General features: G+C 52.7%; 12 protein-coding genes, 3 tRNA genes and 2 pseudogenes. 5 read left to right on the forward strand and 12 right to left on the reverse strand.

The features are described from left to right. Both NTZ04_04705 and NTZ04_04710 read left to right on the forward strand, forming a co-directional pair. Positions 1–181: hypothetical protein (locus NTZ04_04705; GenBank protein ID MCX5991614.1), on the forward strand; the 181-nt coding region annotated here is incomplete at its 5' end. Positions 182–496: 315 nt separating this feature from the next. Then, the gene (locus tag NTZ04_04710; protein MCX5991615.1) at positions 497–2,419 is read left to right on the forward strand and encodes a hypothetical protein; all 1,923 of its coding nucleotides are present in this window, start codon (positions 497–499) and stop codon (positions 2,417–2,419) included. A 5-nt stretch (positions 2,420–2,424) separates the two neighbouring features. On the opposite strand, the gene NTZ04_04715 is transcribed toward NTZ04_04710, so the two are convergent. The 8 genes and pseudogenes from NTZ04_04715 to nfi all read right to left on the reverse strand — a co-directional run bounded on the left by NTZ04_04715 (position 2,425) and on the right by nfi (position 9,557). Next, positions 2,425–2,499: transfer RNA gene (locus tag NTZ04_04715), tRNA-Gly, on the reverse strand. Between the two features lie 80 nt (positions 2,500–2,579). After that, positions 2,580–3,554: a tyrosine-type recombinase/integrase gene (locus NTZ04_04720; protein ID MCX5991616.1), complete on the reverse strand. Its 975-nt coding sequence runs from the start codon at positions 3,552–3,554 to the stop codon at positions 2,580–2,582. 77 nt (positions 3,555–3,631) lie between these two features. Further along, positions 3,632–4,741, reverse strand: a complete 1,110-nt coding sequence (gene hflX, locus NTZ04_04725; protein MCX5991617.1) for a GTPase HflX — start codon at positions 4,739–4,741, stop codon at positions 3,632–3,634. A 182-nt stretch (positions 4,742–4,923) separates the two neighbouring features. Next, entirely contained in the window at positions 4,924–6,102 is a 1,179-nt protein-coding gene (locus NTZ04_04730; protein MCX5991618.1) for an LL-diaminopimelate aminotransferase, read from the reverse strand. 22 nt (positions 6,103–6,124) lie between these two features. Then, positions 6,125–6,952, reverse strand: coding sequence for a diaminopimelate epimerase (gene dapF, locus NTZ04_04735; GenBank protein ID MCX5991619.1), 828 nt, complete (start codon positions 6,950–6,952; stop codon positions 6,125–6,127). Positions 6,953–7,013: 61 nt separating this feature from the next. After that, positions 7,014–7,700, reverse strand: coding sequence for a DNA repair protein RadC (radC, locus tag NTZ04_04740; protein ID MCX5991620.1), 687 nt, complete (start codon positions 7,698–7,700; stop codon positions 7,014–7,016). Then, positions 7,697–8,801, reverse strand: a protein-coding gene (gene prfB / locus NTZ04_04745) for a peptide chain release factor 2 (protein MCX5991621.1) whose coding sequence is annotated in 2 segments (ribosomal slippage) — positions 7,697–8,734 and positions 8,736–8,801 — 1,104 coding nt in all. Because the reading frame shifts where the segments join, the coding sequence is not laid out codon by codon here. Before prfB ends, radC begins: the two co-directional genes overlap by 4 nt. A gap of 105 nt (positions 8,802–8,906) precedes the next feature. Then, positions 8,907–9,557 (reverse strand): annotated as a pseudogene (nfi, locus tag NTZ04_04750) (deoxyribonuclease V). Positions 9,558–9,874: 317 nt separating this feature from the next. Here nfi and rsmH point away from each other — a divergent pair. Continuing rightward, positions 9,875–10,831, forward strand: coding sequence for a 16S rRNA (cytosine(1402)-N(4))-methyltransferase RsmH (gene rsmH, locus NTZ04_04755; GenBank protein ID MCX5991622.1), 957 nt, complete (start codon positions 9,875–9,877; stop codon positions 10,829–10,831). A 104-nt stretch (positions 10,832–10,935) separates the two neighbouring features. On the opposite strand, the gene NTZ04_04760 is transcribed toward rsmH, so the two are convergent. The 4 genes from NTZ04_04760 to NTZ04_04775 all read right to left on the reverse strand — a co-directional run bounded on the left by NTZ04_04760 (position 10,936) and on the right by NTZ04_04775 (position 11,899). Next, the gene (locus NTZ04_04760; GenBank protein ID MCX5991623.1) at positions 10,936–11,181 is read right to left on the reverse strand and encodes a hypothetical protein; all 246 of its coding nucleotides are present in this window, start codon (positions 11,179–11,181) and stop codon (positions 10,936–10,938) included. 48 nt (positions 11,182–11,229) lie between these two features. Beyond that, positions 11,230–11,301, reverse strand: a tRNA-Ile gene (locus NTZ04_04765). Positions 11,302–11,367: 66 nt separating this feature from the next. Continuing rightward, positions 11,368–11,628, reverse strand: a complete 261-nt coding sequence (locus NTZ04_04770) for an SHOCT domain-containing protein (protein MCX5991624.1) — start codon at positions 11,626–11,628, stop codon at positions 11,368–11,370. 197 nt (positions 11,629–11,825) lie between these two features. Further along, positions 11,826–11,899, reverse strand: a tRNA-Gly gene (locus NTZ04_04775). Between the two features lie 251 nt (positions 11,900–12,150). Here NTZ04_04775 and NTZ04_04780 point away from each other — a divergent pair. Continuing rightward, entirely contained in the window at positions 12,151–14,529 is a 2,379-nt protein-coding gene (locus NTZ04_04780) for an oligosaccharyl transferase, archaeosortase A system-associated (protein MCX5991625.1), read from the forward strand. 261 nt (positions 14,530–14,790) lie between these two features. After that, positions 14,791–15,904, forward strand: a pseudogene (locus NTZ04_04785) (ISAzo13 family transposase). Positions 15,905–16,001: the final 97 nt, after the last annotated feature.

Consider the following 16,001-nt stretch of genomic DNA (forward strand, 5'->3'; position numbering starts at 1 on the left):
CGTGTACTATAAGGGACAGCGCTTGCCTACTACGGAGGCACCACCCGATAGCGGCCAGCTGCGGTCCAACAGGCCAACATCTGACGTCATGGTCAAACGCCTGCTCCGCAGTAATGGACACAAGCCAGGTCCGCATCATCCTTGGCGCAGATCTTACAAAGCCTTTTATGACAAGGGGTGACAAATTCGCTGAACAATTAGGGTGACATTTTCGCTGGACAACAACATACGTTTTTGTCAACGTTGTCCTGTTCACCCCACGCCGAGCGCTTCGTACTCAAGGGGGCCTTGCACATCCGCACGCGATTCGGCAAGGGGCTCAGGCCCATCGAACCGCTGATTGTTCTGATCCGCGTTTCAGGTGCAGTTAGACTCTGATATGGGCTGGGGACAAGTTGACATAATGTCCAATCATCTCCAAGGCAGAGATGTGTGACGTGCGTTGACTCCGGTTGCAGTTTGCTGTGACAATGTGACAGGTGGCAGCAAATAATTGATGGCGAATTCTCACGGCTACACAGGCAGAATCTTGCGAGTGGACCTGTCATCAGGGCACATCTCAGTTGCGCCCACGTCCGACTATACTGCATTCGTCGGGGGACGGGGCATTGCAGCCAGGATCCACTGGGACGAGGTGCCGCCGCAGGTTCCGGCTCTGAGCCCTGAGAACCGCCTGACTTTTCTTACCGGGCCGCTCGTCGGTTTTGCCGGATTCGCCAGCTCCCGCTGGCAGGCGTGCGGTAAATCTCCAGCTACAGTCCCGGAGCATTTCTGCTACAGCAACCTCGGAGGGACCTGGGGGGTTGCTCTAAAATCTGCTGGATACGACGGCATCATTGTCCAGGGGAGGTCTGACAGGCCGGTCTACCTTCTGGTTGAACAGACCGGGGCGCAACTGCAAGATGCCGGCCATCTCTGGGGCAAGGGCGCTATTGAGGCGCGGGAGATGCTCAAATCGGAATTGGGAGACTCTGTGAATGTGGTGGCATGCGGCCCGGCAGGAGAAAACATGGTCGTTATGGCAAACCTGCTGGCTGACAAAGACGCCAGCGGCAGCAGCGGCTTTGGGGCAGTCATGGGGGCGAAGAATCTCAAGGCCATAGCCCTTGTGAAGGGGAACACTAAATTGACCGCTGCCTACCCTGACAGGCTCCGGGAGTTAGTGCTTTACTATCGCCAACTGCGAGGGGGTTGGAACGAACAGTACTTTGCCAATGTGGCAGGCAAGACAAGGCGGGATCACTGCTGGGGATGCCCCGGATTATGTGGCAGGATAGCCTGGAAGGCAGAAAACGGCGCTGAAGGTAAGTTCTTCTGTCAGTCCGCCCTGTTGTATCAGATCAGGGCTCAGCAGTACTATGGCCGGGGCAAGGAAGGAGATGTGCCGTTTTACGTCACCAAGCTCTGCGACAACTATGGAATCGACACCATGGCTGTGCATGCGATCATGAGTTGGCTTTCCAGGTGCTACCGGGAGGGTATCCTTAGCGAAGAGGAAACGGGCCTGCCTCTTTCCAGGAGCGGCAGCCTGGAATATGCTGACGTGCTGCTTCGCAAGATCGCCTATAGGGAAGGCTTTGGTGATCTGCTGGCTCAGGGCATCGAGAAGGCGGCGGACGCCGTCGGGAAAGGAGCACGAGACAAGATTGGTGACCTGATTCACAAGGCGCAGCAGCCAGACCAGTACGGTGCCCGCACCTATGTCATTAACGGGCTGCTGTACGCTACCGAAGTCAGGATGCCGATCCAGGAGCTTCACGAAGTGTGCATACCCATACTCGAGTGGCTTGGCTGGGCGCAGGGATTGAAAGACGCCTACATGTCCAGCACGGTCCTTCGCGATGTTGCTGCCAGGTTCTTCGGCAGCCAGGCTGCCGCTGACCTCTCATCTTATGAAGGAAAGGCACTGGCAGCAAAGCTGATTCAGGACCGCGAGTATGCCGGGGAATGCCTTATCCTGTGCGACTATGGGTGGCCGGTGATCACCTCGCTCAACACCACAGACCATGTCGGCGACCCCTCGCTTGAAAGCAGATTCCTCTCGGCAGTCACTGGAAACGAGGTAGACGAAACAGGTTTCTACCGCCTGGGTGAGAAGGTTTTCAATCTTCAGAGGGCCATCCTGGCTCGCGAAGGTCACCATGGACGGCCCAGCGACACACTCCCGGAGTACAGCTTCAGCACTCCACTGAAATTCGATGTCCTCAATACCGAAATGCTGGTACCTGGTCCCAATGGCAAACCCACCTCCAGAAAGGGAATGACACTGGACAAGGGAGAATTCGAGAAGATCAAAGGAGAATACTATCAACTGAGAGGGTGGGATGTGTCCACCGGCAGGCAGACGAGATGGAAACTCGCAGAGCTGGGCCTTGCAGACGTCGCCGATGAACTGGAACCGAGAGGGCTGCTGGCCTGAATAGTTGGAGCGGGTGACGAGATTCGAACTCGCGACTCCTTGCTTGGGAAGCAAGCACTCTACCGCTGAGTTACACCCGCTCTATATCTATAGTGGAAGTTTAATGAGCCCTGGATAACACTGTCAAGCAGTAAACTTGACATAATATTTAAGGTAATGTTTAGGAACTATGCTCAGGGGGCACATCTTCCGGTGCACCCCCGTCTTCCTTCTTCCTACCATGAAAGGACCTGTGCACCTCTCTCAGTTGCCTGTCAGTGACATGGGTATAGACCTGTGTCGTTCTGATGCTTTCGTGCCCCAGCATCTCCTGAACCGAGCGAATATCAGCGCCAGCTCTCAACAGGTCTGTGGCAAACGAATGCCTCAACGTATGAGGAGTGGCCTTTACAGGCAGGCCGCAAATTCTGGCATATTTGGCCACGATGAGCTGTATCGACCGGGACGTCAACCGCATATTCTGCCCGTCCCTTGACATGTCTACGCCGCCGGAATACCGGATAAACAACGGCTTGAAATGGTCCTCACGGGTGTCCAGGTAACGCCTGATCCACTCTACAGCGCTGTCGGACAGAAACACCACCCGTGGCTTACTTCCTTTGCCAACCACGCCGAACTCCCTGCGCTCCAGGTCTACCTGGTCTCGATTGAGCCGCGCCAGTTCGGAGACCCTGAGGCCGGTGCTGAACAGGGTTTCCAGGATAGCTCTGTCTCTTAAACCTATTACGTCTGAAGTGTCCGGACTGTTTAAGAGTCTTTGCAATTGATCCGGATTGAGAAAAGTCACCGTTCTGGCCGTAACCTTGGGGAGATCTATCTTCTCCGGCGGCAGCGTTGAGATATTACGCTGGACTACAAGATAACGCAGACAGGCCCTGAGAGCGATAATGTGATAGCTCTGAGTGATCTTCTTCAGGGGCAAGCCGTCACGACCGGTTATCCGTGATAAATACAGCCTGTATTTTCGGACCAGTTCCAGGTCGATGTCCTCCGGTTTTATCCCGGGAGACGTCTCCGCCAGCCATTCCGAAAAACGCTTCAAATAGTGCCGGTAGACCTTGATGGTCAGCGGGGCAGCACCCTTTTCAACCTCCATGTATTCCAGGAACTGGTCGATTGCTTCACCGGTAGTCATAGCAGCCTTTTTACCCGTCTAAATCACGGTTCGCATAACGGCACTTTTGCGAAGTTACCATTTCGGGGGCCTCTTTGTCAATCCTTTGACATAATCAAAATCTCTGAGATGCGCTGCAGGAGACCGTCCAGGCCGATCCCCTGGCTCGCCGAAACGGGTATCATGCCCTCCAGCTTCACGGGTATCATGCCCTGCAGGTTCACTTGCAGGCGCTGTTCCAAATCTTCTTTCACTAAGCCATCGCTGCCCAACAGGTCTATTTTATTGAGCACTGTCAATCTCGGCTTGGCATCCAGACCCAGCTCAATCAATATGTCCTCCACAGTCTGGTACTGCTCGGCAGCATTCTTATGCGTTATGTCTACTACGTGAACCAGCAAATCTGCTTCACTCAGTTCCTCCAACGTTGCTCTGAAAGCAGCCACTACTGTAGGAGGCAGCTTATGAATAAAGCCAACGGTGTCCGTCATGAGCACGGTCTGCTGATCAGGCAACTTCAGACGGCGCGTCGTGGGGTCCAGAGTAGCGAACAACTTGTCTTCTACAAACACGTCAGCACCGCTCAGCGCATTCAGCAATGTGCTTTTGCCGGCATTGGTATAGCCCACCAGCGCCACAATCGGCACGCCGCTTCTCTTGCGCTGTGTTCTGTAAAGAGCGCGATGCTTTCGTACATCTTCAAGTTCCTTCTTCAACCGTTGAATCCTTCGCTCAACAAGACGTCTATCAGTTTCTATCTGCGTTTCACCCGGGCCCCTGGTTCCTATCCCGGCACCCAACCGCTCCAGGTGGCTCCACTGTCCGGCCAGACGGGGGAGTAGATATTGATGTTGCGCCAACTCTACCTGCAATTTCCCCTCATGTGTCTGTGCCCGCCTGGCAAATATGTCCAGAATCAATGCCGTCCGGTCGATAATCTTAACATCAAGGAAAGCATCCTCCAGATTGCTCTGTTGCCGCGTCGAAAGCTCGTCATTACAGATCACCACGTTGTATCCTATGTCCTCCTTGAGGGCCACCAGTTCCTTCAGCTTTCCGCTGCCCAAATACATGGGCGTATGCCTTTCCAATCGCTGTACCATCTGGCCCACCACCTCTACACCGGCCGTATCGGCCAGGCTCGCCAGCTCGCTCAGCGAGTCTTCCAGTATCCATCTGTCCCTGTTGTCTTTCATCTCTACCGCCACCAGGAAGGCTTTTTCCCGGACCTCGGCAGTGGAAAATATCTTTTTTTTGGAAATAGTGCCTCCTTTATGTCAACATCTTATGTCAGCCGGTCAACATTATGTCAACAATTTATGTCAATCAGCAACCCAATTCAGCCAGCTACCGGGCAAAGCTGATGACATGGTCATTATGTCAAATTACTTTACTTCCTGCCGGCCTGCGACCTGCTCCACGCCAGCAGACACTCCAATCCTTCATCAATTTCACTGTCCGCCGCGGTTAGTGACAGACGAATGTACCCTTCTCCATACTTGCCATAGCCGGTGCCTGGCGTAACCACCACGCCGGCCCCATCCAGCAGCTTTGTGGCATACTCTGCCGACGTATAGCCATCAGGAATCCCCGCCCAGATGTAAAGGCTGGCCTTGGGAGGAGTTACCCGAAGCCCCACCTCACGGAGCACCTTGACGATCCGGTCACGCCTCCGCTGATAAATGGCATTGTGCTCCTCAATGCAACTCTGGTCTCCGCGCAGCGCCTCAATGGCCGCATACTGGATGGCCTGGGGTATCCCCGAGTCTAGATTCGATTTGAACCTCATCAGGGCATCCCTTATCTGCGCGTTGCCCACCGCCATCCCCACCCGCCATCCTGTCATGTTATAGCTTTTGGACAGAGAATGGAACTCCACTCCCACGTCCTTCGCGCCCGGCACCTCCAGGAAACTCGGCGGCCGGTAGCCATCAAACGCAACCTCAGTGTAAGGGGCATCATGGCAAACCACCAGATCATATTTCTTGGCAAACGCCACAGCTTTCTTGAAGAAATCGATCCCGGCCACCGCTCCCGTAGGGTTATTGGGATAATTCAACCACAGCACTTTGGCACGGCGCGCCACCTCCGGCGGCACCCGCTCCAGGTCAGGCAAGAAACCGTTGTCCTCAGTCAAGGGCATAAAGTAAGCCTCGCCGCCGGCAAACATCGTGCTCACAGAGTAAACGGGATACGCCGGGTCAGGGATAAGGGCAATATCGCCGGGATCTACAAAGCAAAAGGCAATATGCCCGATACCCTCCTTTGAACCGATCAGAGGCAGTACCTCTTTGTCAGGATCAAGGACTACCCCAAAACGCCGCTCATACCACTGGGCAATAGCCCGACGGAATTCGGGCAGGCCATAGGTTTCCGGGTATCTGTGATTGGCCGGCACCTTCGCCTCCCGGCATAGCCTCTGGATAATACTGTCCGGCGTCGCAATATCAGGATCGCCCATGCCAAAGCTGATCACCTTCTCTCCCCTGCTCTTTCTCTCGGCTATCTTTTGAGATATCCGTACAAAGAGATAGGGTGGCAGCTCTTCAATACGTCTAGAAACCCTCATTGCTCCTCCAATAGATGCCGGCCTAGTCCAGCCAGTGCCCCGTGAAAACCATCTCAGCCGGCCCGCTGAGATAGACTGCGCCCTTGCCATCCCATTCCACGCTCAGCCTGCCCCCGGGCAACACCACATCAACCTTACTATCAACATAATGATGCAGTTGTGCCGCAACGGCCACCGCACAGGCGCCTGTGCCACAGGACAGGGTCTCCCCGGCACCACGTTCCCATACCCGCACCGTCACCTCTCTGCGTGATACAACGTGAGCTATTTCGAAGTTCAGACGGCGGGGAAACAGCCTGTGATTCTCCACCAGAGGACCCATCTCTGTCAAGGGGAATTTGTCCACATCTTCCACAAAGCATACGCCATGAGGATTTCCCATGGAAACAAAGGTCAGCAGCAACTCCCGGCCCCCGGCATCGACCCCATAATCCACCACAGGTATCGCCTCTACCTTGGCCGCCAGAGGAATGTCCTCCGGTCTGAATTGCGGCCCTCCCATATCTACCTGAAAACGACTGCCACTGCCAAGTGGTTTGATTCTCTTAACACCGGCCGTCGTCTCAATGGTCACTTCCCTATCCGCGTCAGCCAGCCCGCTACTGATCACATATCTGGCAAAACACCTCAGGCCGTTGCCACAGACCTCGGCCTCTGAGCCATCGGGATTAAACATCCGCATACGGAAATCCGCGCTGCTTGATTTCAACAGCAATATCAAACCGTCACTGCCTATTCCAAAGCGACGATGGCACATAGCCCTGGCGAGCTTGGGCCAATCTCGCTGCAACCCAGTGGCATCTATCAATATGAAATCGTTCCCCGTAGCCTGCAATTTGGTGAACTCCATACCCGCCTGCTCTTTCATCACAGATACTCCCTGACCCTTCAACAACACTTCTACCCAGAAGCTACATCAGCTTCATGTCCTTCAGACTGACATATGACCTGTCAGCTACAATGACATGGTCCAGAACCTCGATGCCCACAATGTTACCGGCTTCAACCAGCCGTCTGGTGAGTTTTATGTCATCTTCCGATGGCTGGGGGTCGCCGGAAGGGTGATTGTGCACAAAGATCACCGAGGCAGCGCTGGCTGATATCGCTTCCTTGAACACTTCCCTTGGGTGGACAATACTGGAGTCAAGGCTGCCTATGGAGACCGGGGCTACTCCTATTACCTTATTTCTGGTATTCAAGAGGAGCGTCAGGAAATGCTCCCTCTTCTTACCTTTGAGCCTGCCCCCGACCTCTTTAAGCACATTCTCAGGGTTCTTTATGGCAGTCTTGTCTTCCTCAGGATAACCCTCCAGCCTCCTGCCTAATTCGAAGGCAGCTTTAAGCTGTCCCGCCTTGGCCAGGCCTATGCCTTTGATCTCTAATAGCTCCCCTATCGAGCTATCAGCTATGCCCTGCAAACTTCCAAATCCGCTCAGCAATCGCTGCGCAGTCAGCATCACCGATTCACCCCTTACCCCCCGGCCCAGGATCAGCGCCAGCAGTTCCTGCACAGAGAGGGCTTCAGGGCCCAACTGAAGAAGCCTCTCCCTGGGACGCTCCATGGGTGGCAGATCATGAATAGTAAATGACTTCTTCATGATCCCTTGCCTATTTGTGACCTCAGATAAACCTCCATGAACTCATCCAGGTCACCCTCCAGGACTGCTGCCGCATTGCTGGTTTCAAGGCCAGTCCGATGGTCCTTTACCATCTTATAGGGGTGGAGAACATAGCTGCGTATCTGGTTCCCCCAGGCAGCCGCGACATGCTCGCCTTTGAGCCTTGATCTCTCCTCAGCCCTTTTGTTCCACTCCACATCCAGAAGTCGAGCCTGCAGCACCTTGAGGGCTACCTCCTTATTCTGGTGCTGAGAACGCTGGCTTTGGCAAGTGGCTATCAGCCCGGTCGGGATATGCGTTATCCTGACCGCCGAACTCGTCTTCTGCACGTTCTGACCACCTGGGCCGCTTGACCTGAAGGTATCTATTTTTAGATCATCAGGATTTATCTTTACCTCCATGGTTTGCTCTACTTCAGGCAATACCTCCACTAAGGCAAATGAGGTATGCCGGGCATGATCCGAATCAAAGGGAGAAAGGCGAACCAGGCGGTGCACACCATGCTCCGACCTGAGATAGCCATAGGCAAGATTCCCCCTGATCTCCAGCACAGCACTCTTTATCCCTGCTTCCTCTCCGGGTGAGGTATCAAGTACCTCAGCCCGATAGCCCCGCTTCTCCACCCACCTCAGATACATTCTCAATAGCATCTCCGCCCAGTCCTGAGATTCGGTGCCTCCAGCACCTGCATGGATGGCCACAATAGCATCACGCTTGTCATATTCACCGCTGAGAAGCAGTTGAAAATCGCGCCTCTCCAGATCGGAGGATACCCGATCTATTTCGGAGCGGACTTCCTGTTCCAGAGAAATGTCCCCTTCTTGAAGTGCGAGGTCAACCAACTCCTTGAGTTCGTTGACTTTGCCTTCCAGCCCACGCCAGCTTTGGGTTTCTTCCTTCAGCGCGCTGAGCCGACGCATGATCTGATTCGCTTGGGCCGGATTCTGCCAGAAATCAGGGACGCTGGAGTTCTTCTCTAGCTCAGAGATCTCCTTCTCTTTTCCTACTATGTCAAAGACGCACCATCATAGCAGAAATTCGGCTATGTAAGTCTTCCAGCCTCGCCTTCTCAGTTTGCATCTCTAATCCTTCCTCCTAATTTCCAATACGTACTGAAAAATCATCTCTAGAAGACGCGGCTGCCTTGCTGTGTGCTTCACCATTGGCGCCGGGCAGATGTTCTGAGGCAGCCATATGAGCCAAGCGCGCTGGCTCGGGAAGCTTGTAGCCTCGACAGCATTTCATCACCCATGATATCGCTGAGGGCAAATCCACCTTATGCCCAATGGAAATGTAGAGTGGCTTCGACCCCACTTTGGTGCGCAGCGCTGCTCCAACAACTTCACCTTTATCTACTATCTCCGCCAGGCTGCCCACCTCCGCACCTACCGCTTCATGTTTGCCGCAAAGGAGGGACTTAGCGCAACCGATAGTAGGCACATTCAGGAGAAGTCCAATATGTGAAGCCAATCCTATCCGCCTTGGATGGGCCAGCCCCTGGCCATCGACCAGAATCAGGTCTGGAGTCGAGATCAACTTTTCACACGCCGCCAGGATCAGGGGAGCTTCGCGAAACGACAGCAGTCCGGGCACGTAAGGGAACTCTACCCTCTGCTCCACCACCCTTGTCTCCACCACAGTCAACCGGGGGTAGTCCAGAACCACTACAGCCCCGGTGGCTATCCCGCCGACACGAGGCAGGGAGATATCCACCCCGGCCACCAATCTGGGCAAATCAACCTCATTCTCCCTGGACACCAGGGATGCCAAGCGCCGCTGGATTGCCTGGGCTTCGGCCGGGGTCACCTGCCACGAGTGTCTCTGCTGTACCTGCATCGCTTGATTATAGTTGCTCCACTATGGTTCTAGCAACGTGACGAGTTGGCCAAATTCCATCTCAGTGGCACTGAAAACGGATGTCTGATATCTTCAACAGATGGATCAGCCCTGAAATAGCAGCGGTTGGTGAACAACCTGTTTTGTGTCATTGAGAGGAGCGTAGCAGAATCCACAGGCTATGGTTAGAGCACAAGCATTGATGTTGACGGGGAGGAAGACTTGTGGGATAAAGAGCAACCGGGACATGGAATGAGTGCCTCATAATCCCCGGAGAAGGAAAGACGAGATTGGCAAAACGGCAAGGGCATAGAGGAATGCCACTGAGAACTCCACTGAAAAATCCGCAACCAGCGGTGATCCATGTACCTGTACTTCTCCAAACGGTGATCGATCTCCTGAACATCCGGCCGGGTGGCCGTTACATCGACTGCACTCTGGGCACAGCAGGGCACGCCGCTGCCATCCTGGAGAAAAGCCTGCTGCCGGGAGGCTCGCTCCTGGGCATAGATGCAGATCCCAGGGCCATAGAGGTAGCAAAGGAAAGGCTCGAACATTACGGCGGAGCTGCCATCCTCGTCAACGGGAACTTCAGATCTCTCCGGGACATCTGTCGGGAACACAGTTTCTATCCGGTAGAGGGCATCCTGTTTGACCTGGGGCTCTCCTCGCTCCAGTTGGAGGATGAAGAGCGGGGATTCAGCTTCAGGTTCGATGCTCCTTTAGACATGCGCTTCGATCCAGGGCAGCCAATCACTGCAGCTAATATCATCAACAACTTCCCGGAGGGCGACCTTGCTGCTCTTCTCAGAAAGTATGGCGAAGAGCCCCAAAGCCGTCACATAGCCAGAAAGATTGTCAGCCACCGTCCCATCAATACAACGCTGCAGTTGGCCAACATAGTAGGGCAAGCTTCAGGAGGGAGCCGCGGCAGGATTCACCCGTCAACAAGGACTTTTCAAGCACTGCGTATCGCTGTTAACCAGGAACTGACCAATATTGAGGAAGCCCTTGAACAAACGATCGATCTTCTTCATCCAGGAGGAAGGCTGGTCGTCATCAGTTATCATTCCCTGGAGGATCGCCTGGTGAAACAATTTATGCGAAGAGAGTCAAAGGGTTGTCTCTGCCCTCCGGACGTACCGGTCTGTAGTTGTGGACATAATCCCACGCTGAAGCTTGTCAATCGAAAGGTGATCACCCCATCAATGGCGGAAAGGAAAGATAACCCGCGTAGTCGCAGCGCCAAACTGAGAGCAGCAGAACGCTTATGACAGGAAGCTGGAGGAAATCCTAATCTGGTCTTGTGAGATTGACTTTATTAGCTGTAGTAGATAACCAGACTCACATTGGCGCAGAGGGAGACAACCTCGAATCACTAACGGGCCGCATCTGTGGCACATCTGGCGCAGCTTGAGGAGTGTACCATAGCAACAATCGCCTCCATCCTTATCCACCAGTCAGAGCTTGATTCAGTACGCTCACCCTTGGCACCGATTATCACAAAATCGGGGCCAACTTCTTTGATTATTCCGCTGGGGATGCCTCTACCTGCACCATCAGCCTCGGCAATTATCAAAACCTCGTGACCAAGTAGATCCATTAGCCTTTCATGTAGCTGCATATTGCCTCCCCAAGTTTGCCACAAATATACGAAAGCCCACTATCGGTGTGGGCTCGGCTGGATTCGAACCAACGACCAACCGGTTATGAGCCGGCCGCTCTGCCACTGAGCTACGAGCCCCCTTGAACCTCTCCTCCTGAGCAAGCCAATTATAGTAGTTCAGCCTCATGATTTCAAAGGGCTCTTTCACAGACCCAGGAGCTGCCGCTTCTTCTGTGCAAACTCATCCTCGGTAATGACTCCTTTGTCCCGTAGAGAGGCAAGCCTCTCCAGTTCATCTAACCCCGAGGTTGCTTTTGTTTCGGTCTTGAAGTTAGTCATCCTCTGTACAATAGCCTCTCTTATCGCCTCGAACGCCTTCTGCTGATTAGCCCTGAAAACGACTGCGTTCTCATCTTCTGCAACATCTGATTTCGAATCCCTCGTCTCTTGCCTCTCCTCTTTCACGCCCACCCCTCCTCCTTCAGGGTTAACTTGACAGATCCCCCACTGCCAAAAAGTGATAATCCATACACCACATGACAGTATAATAGGCTGTAAGTACTTGATAGCCTGGATATCACATGAACATGAAACTCGACAGGAAGGGGAATGGATAATACGAAATACTCAGCAGGATCAGGGGAATTGGCCAAAATAGAAAAAGCGGGAGAGGGGATTCGAACCCCCGACCACCTGCTTGGAAGGCAGGTACTCTACCAACCTGAGTTACTCCCGCAAGATCATCCTCATTTTAGCCCTCAAAATCGCCCGCCGTCAAAGAGCCTGTCTCAATTGCAAGGAACAATTCTTTCGGTTTTATTCCAGAGGCTGCGTACGTATTGCTTGTTCGCCACTGTTCTGATATATTTATCGGCGATTCCAAAAGGCATTCCAAGACAGAAACCCTCTCTGAGACAAATGCAGCACCTAAATCTGGAAACAACGCAATAAGCACAAACACAGAATACCAGCCAGCAGGTTTAGTAAGTGATAAAGGATAACAGATTACGCCAGAAAATCATCACCGGAGCACTGCTGGCCTTGTTTCTCGGCATCGCCCTGTATTTCCGCATCGCCTTCCCTTACCATCTGGTCTTTGGAAGCGAGCAGGTAAAGTTCACTGGTAATGACGCCTGGTACCACATACGCATAATTGATAACCTGGTTCACAACTTTCCCCACCTCAATTCCTTCGACCCATATATGCTCTTTCCTGGCGGTGGCTCAACAAGCAGCCATTTCCCTTTCTTTGACTATCTTCTTGCCGGCATCATCTGGCTCATTGGCCTGGGGTCACCAACTGAGCATACCGTAAATGTGGTCGCCGCCTATTTCCCCGCTATCCTGGGTGCACTGACTGTCATACCGGTTTACTTCATCGGCAAGAGCCTATTTAACCGCTGGGCTGGTATCGTCTCAGCCGGGCTGATAGCCATCCTTCCCGGCGAATTCCTACACCGGTCAACTCTGGGTTTTACCGACCACCACGTTGCAGAGGCCTTCTTCACCACCACTGCTATGCTGTTCCTCATATTGGCCATCAAGAACTCCAAGCGCGAGCAATTGACCCTGGCCCATTTCAGGCACCCAAATAAGACATCCATCACCAGACCTATGATCTACAGTCTTCTTGCCGGCGTCTTTCTTGGCATCTATCTCATTAGCTGGATGGGTGCTTTGCTCTTTGTGTTTATCCTCACTATCTACTTCCTGATCCAGTTCACAATCGATCATCTAAGGCAGAAACCGGTTGATTATCTATGCCTGGTTGGCGTTATCACTCTGTCAACTGCGTTGGTGATCTCTGCGCCCATTAATCGAGACAAGCTATTCCTGGCCTCACTGGCCATTGCTCTAATTGTCCCAATAGCCCTGACTACAGTCTCCAGGTTGATGTCACACAGAAAGCTCAGGCCATTCTACTACCCATTAGCCTTGTCGGGAGCAGGATTGGCTGCCCTCGGCGTTCTATACGCTATTGACTCTGCCCTCTTCAAGTCAATGGTGGACAGTCTGGCAATTTTCTCTTGGGACATTCACACAGCTAACAGTGAAATGTATCCCCTGCTGTTTCCCGGGGGTAAGTTCTCATTTACTTTGACTTGGGAAACCTTCACTACCAGTTCATTTCTCAGCCTAGTTGCGTTGGGCCTGCTGGTCTACGTGCTGGTGAAGAAGCGTGGTGAGGCCGACAAGACACTGCTTATCGTCTGGACTCTGGTGATTCTGGCAGCCACACTAGCACAGTTTCGTTACACTTATTATCTCGCTGTCAATGTCGCCCTCCTTACCGGTTACCTCTCATGGCAGATACTCCGCTCTGTCGGTTTGCAAGGAAGAGCTCCTGAATCTGCGACCAAATTACCTCTCCCAAAGAGAAAGAAGGTGAAGGCCAAGCCAAAGAAATTCCGATTGAGTGACGTGCGTATTCCTGCCAGATGGGTATATGTCACGCTCACAGCGATAGTGCTCTTCTTCCTGGTTTTCTTCCCCAATATAGGTAAGGCAAGAGCTAAGGCCAGTCAGGTTCCTGCTGGGGCTCCCAGCGATGCCTGGTGCGAGGTACTTTCCTGGCTAAGATCAGAAGAGAACACCCCGGAGCCCTTTGGCAACCCTGATTTCTATTACGAACGCTATGCGACCCTCTTCGAGTACCCCGAGACTGCCTACGGGGTAACCGCGTGGTGGGACTATGGCTACTGGATAGTCAGAATCGCCCACCGCATACCAAGCGACAACCCCGGCTCAGGAGCAACCCTGGGAAGATCTGAGGTAGCGCAGCTCTTTGTCGCCCAGGACGAGGCTTCAGCCAGCACACTAATGGATGATCTACGCTCAGAGTACCTCATCATAGATTACCAAAACGCCTCAGGCTTCTTCTATGCGGAGGTAGCTCGCTCCGGTGGCCGTGTGGTGAAATCTAGTATCACAGGATACCCGTACCCGGTGGATTTCTTTGACGAGTTCTATGACCCAAATGCGAAGGAACTCATAGTAATGTACTTCCCAGAATACTACCGCTCGCTATGTGTCAGGCTCTACAATTTTGGAGGAAAGGCAGTGACTCCTGAGACATGCACAGTGATCTCGTGGCAACTAAGGAAAACCGATCAGAATACATTCGTCAAGTATATAACTGACCGTCAGGAATTCCCTACGTACGAAGAAGCATCAGCTTACATCGCGGAAAATACGCCAAAACAGACATCAGAAGACCATTATCAGATAGTCAGCCCCAATCCGTTTGGCAGTCCAATAACTCTGGACAAACTCGAACACTTTGGGCCAGCCTATGATTCTGAATCTTCAGTGACAACCATGACAAGTCCAGTTCCAGCAGTAAGGGTCTTTGAATACGAGAAGTGACGATACCAGAAGCGCCTCAATATTTTCAGATGCGAAACTATTGCCAGGATGAGATACAGAAGACCATATATCTGCTGCTAACCTTTCAGCTTCCTCTAAATCTTTTCGGTGAAATCCAGCAGGCCGCCAACATCTGCATCTTCTAATCTTTCAGCCAACTGGGCAAGTCCAGCGTCATCCTCTTCCACAGGTGCAAACATGCTTAGGGACTGTCACTAAATAACCATTGCAAGTTATATTATTCTATGCTATATTTAGGACATGGATACGCATTTGATCAAACAACGATTTGAAGCCTTGGCAGGCTTTCTTGATGAGCGTCTTCGGAGGATTGTGGCTGCAGCGGAAGCCACCGCTATTGGCTATGGTGGGATTTCCATGACGCAAGCGAACCACTGACAAGGACCCCGTGCTCAGACAGTACCTTGAGAGTCTGATTGAACCTGTCAGTCGAGGAGACCCCGAATCACCCTTGCGATGGACGTGTAAAAGTGTGCGCAAGCTGTCTGATGAACTCAATCAAAAGGGACACCGAACCAGTCATAAACTGGTGGCGGAACTTCTACACAAGATGGGCTACAGCCTTCAAGCTAATCGAAAGACACTTGAGGGAGCGTCACATCCCGATCGCAATGCTCAGTTCGAGTATATCAACAACAAAGTCAAACAATATCAGGCCATCGAGCAGCCAGTCATTTCAGTTGACACCAAGAAAAAGGAACTGGTCGGTGATTTCAAGAATGGTGGCAGGGAACTTCGCCCGAAGGGCAACCCGGAAAAGGTGCGGGTTCACGATTTTGAGATTCCTGAACTGAGGAAGGACTCTCCCTGCGGCGTATATGACGTAACCTGGAATTGGGGATGGGTCAATGTCGGCATCGATCATGATACCGCTGCTTTTGCAGTAGAGAGCATCCGCCGATGGTGGCAGTTGATGGGAGAGGAGAGATACTCGGAGGCAAAACAACTGCTTATTACCGCTGATAGTGGGGGCAGCAATGGCTACCGGAGAAAACTCTGGAAACTGGAACTACAGAAACTGGCGAACGAAACGGGCCTTTCCATCTCGGTCTCTCACTTGCCACCAGGAACCAGCAAGTGGAACAAGATTGAACACCGTTTATTCTCATTCATCAGTCAGAATTGGCGGGGGAAGCCCTTGGTGAGTCACGAGGTTATTGTCAACCTAATCGCTGCGACGACAACAAGAGAGGGACTTCGAGTCCAATCCCAACTTGATACCAAGTCATATCCCACAGGAATCAAGGTATCGGACAAAGAGATGGCTGGCATCAATATCCAAAGCGCTTCGTTTCACGGAGAGTGGAACTACACCATCTCTCCAACCACGCCTCAAGATGATACTATTAATTGATGACAGGCCCTTAGCACCGAATATACAATTTAGATTAACACCAAGTGTGGTATTATTACCTAATGAATGCAAACCTATAATTGTTGCGGCTCACGCT

The sequence above is a fragment of the Chloroflexota bacterium genome (assembly GCA_026389585.1).
In the GTDB taxonomy this organism is placed as follows: Bacteria; Chloroflexota; Dehalococcoidia; order UBA2247; family RBG-13-53-26; genus JAPLHP01.

What these genes read in the sequence shown, in the direction of transcription:
- NTZ04_04710 (MCX5991615.1), top strand. Translation starts at nt 497, where the DNA reads ATGGCGAATTCTCACGGCTACACAGGCAGAATCTTGCGAGTGGACCTG.
- NTZ04_04720 (MCX5991616.1), bottom strand. Translation starts at nt 3,554, where the DNA reads ATGACTACCGGTGAAGCAATCGACCAGTTCCTGGAATACATGGAGGTT.
- NTZ04_04730 (MCX5991618.1), bottom strand. Translation starts at nt 6,102, where the DNA reads ATGAGGGTTTCTAGACGTATTGAAGAGCTGCCACCCTATCTCTTTGTA.
- dapF (MCX5991619.1), bottom strand. Translation starts at nt 6,952, where the DNA reads ATGGAGTTCACCAAATTGCAGGCTACGGGGAACGATTTCATATTGATA.
- radC (MCX5991620.1), bottom strand. Translation starts at nt 7,700, where the DNA reads ATGAAGAAGTCATTTACTATTCATGATCTGCCACCCATGGAGCGTCCC.
- rsmH (MCX5991622.1), top strand. Translation starts at nt 9,875, where the DNA reads ATGCCACTGAGAACTCCACTGAAAAATCCGCAACCAGCGGTGATCCAT.
- NTZ04_04760 (MCX5991623.1), bottom strand. Translation starts at nt 11,181, where the DNA reads ATGCAGCTACATGAAAGGCTAATGGATCTACTTGGTCACGAGGTTTTG.